The organism is Streptomyces sp. B6B3 (genome assembly GCF_039871525.1).
Classification (GTDB): Bacteria; Actinomycetota; Actinomycetes; order Streptomycetales; family Streptomycetaceae; genus Streptomyces.
Window position 1 is genome coordinate 1 of record NZ_JBDPLU010000060.1, and the last position, 2,173, is coordinate 2,173.

Genomic DNA, 2,173 nt, shown 5'->3' on the forward strand with positions numbered 1-2,173 from the left:
GAGCGAGACCCCGACGTGTTCGGCGATCTGCGCGATGGTCAACGGACCGCTGGGCGGCTCGTCGGGCGCCTCGTTCGCCCTGACGCTCCCAGGTGCTGAGGTCATGCCACGCAGTGTAACCCCCGGGCCAGAAACCGCTTTCGTAGAACGTGTGCGCGACGCCGCGGATCCTGACCGCGGCACGCGCGCATCCCTTGGTCCCGTCCCCATGAAAATTCGAATGGTTCGTCGAAAAAACTGGGACCGAAGGGCTGGCGATCACCAGGAAGGCCATCGCCGACAGGGGGAGGGTGGCGGCCGGGTGACGAGAGGCGGGCGCGGGTCGGGGCGCCGGCCCAGGGTCAGCCGCAGGGGCTGGGATGGGGAGGAGGCTGGCCCTGGGAGGCGCCAACGCCGTGTCGCGGCAGTGCACCGGTCTCGTCGGGAACCGGTTCGCTGCTGCCTGACGCCGCGGCACGGCGGGTTCGTTGCGCCGAGCCGCGCCCTGAGCGGCGGATGGTGCGCCGGGAGGGAGCGGCTCGGGCCGTGTGTGGGACCCGGGCGGCAGCCCCCGCCACCCGGGTCCCACACGGCTCGAAGGTGCTCAGGAAAGGCGCGGGACGGCGGATGACGTACTCCGCTCGCCGGCGCGGCGACGGTGTGGGCGAGGCGCGGACGGCTCCTGGCGGCTCAGGCGGGTTATCACCGGAACGGAACGACGGAACGACTGGTGCGCGTGCTGTCGTGCGGGGCCCGTTGGGCAGGACAAGGCCGGTCCAGTCCGGGCGAGGGCGCGATCACGTCCGAGATTGCGAACATCGATCGGACTGTCAGGCATAGAGCATAGGAGGTTCGAGCGTCGCGTCAACCTCTCGGGAGCTTTTTGTTCGTAATCAGAATCGAAAAAACGATGGCCGGCGGGTGTTGTCTCCGCAGGAGGCCGGTCTATAGTTCCTGTCTGAAGGATCGACCGTTGTTCGACATATCGCACGAGATCGGGTTGTCGGTCTGCGCTGGGGGCGTCGTGACCGTGGGGAGCCGTCGCCATCCGTCATCCGCACGTTCCGGCGCTCCGTGGCGCCGCCCGATGGGAGCCAACAGATGCCTCCGCACGCGAACCGCAGGAACTTCCTGGCCCTCTCCGCCGCCGGGGTGGCCGCTGGTTCGGCCACCGGCACGGCCGCGAACGCCCACGCGGGGGGATGGTCCGCCGAGTCCCGTGCCACCGACCGTGATGTGACCGCGGCGGACCGTCCCACCGCGCAACAGGAGCATCAGCTGCGCCTGTGGTACCCCGACGCCGCGAGGGAGTGGCTGGAGGCGTTGCCGATCGGCAACGGCCGGCTGGGGGCCATGGTCTTCGGCGGCGTGGACGCCGAGCGGCTCCAGTTGAACGAGGACACCGTGTGGGCCGGCGGGCCGTACGACCCGGCCAACCCCGACGGCCTGGCCAACCTGGAGGAGATCAGGAACCGGGTCTTCCGGGAGGACTGGTCGGGGGCCCAGAGCCTGATCGACAGCAGCTTCATGGGCAGCCCGCTGGGCGAACTGGCCTACCAGACGGTCGGCGACCTGGTGTTGACCTTCCCCTCCGGCGGGGCGGCCAGTGACTACCGCCGGGAGCTCGACCTCACCACGGCGGTCGCCCTGACCCGTTTCACCCGCGACGGCGTCACCTACACCCGGGAGACCTTCGCCAGCGCCGCCGACCAGGTCATCGCCGTTCACCTGACGGCTTCCGCGGCCGGCCGGATCTCCTTCACGGCCGCCTTCGAGAGCCCGCAAACCACCAACGCCCATTCGCCCGACCCGTTGACCATCGGCCTGGACGGGCTCTCCGCGGACATGGAGGGCATCGACGGCCAGGTGCGGTTCCGCGCGCTGGCCGCCGCCCATGCCACCGGCGGCTCGGTGACCAGCCAGGACGGCACGCTGATCGTCAACGGTGCTGACGCGGTGACGCTGCTGGTCTCGATCGGCACCAACTACACGAGCTACCAGGACCTGACCGGCGACCAGAACGGCCGTGCCCTGGATCCGCTGACGGCCGTGGAGGGAAGGTCCTACGACGAGCTGCGGTCTCGCCACGTCGCCGACTACCAGCAGTACTTCGGCCGGACCGCCCTGGATGTGGGCAGCACCGACGCCGCCGAACTGCCCACGGACCAGCGGGTGGCGGGTTTCGCGGGGGGTG

At 70.2% G+C, this 2,173-nt stretch carries 1 protein-coding gene; it reads left to right on the top strand.

All coding sequences use genetic code 11. The features are described from left to right. Nucleotides 1-1,080: 1,080 nt before the first annotated feature. The coding region (locus ABGB06_RS39320; RefSeq protein ID WP_347600520.1) for a glycoside hydrolase family 95 protein at nucleotides 1,081-2,173 on the top strand (1,093 nt) is incomplete at its 3' end.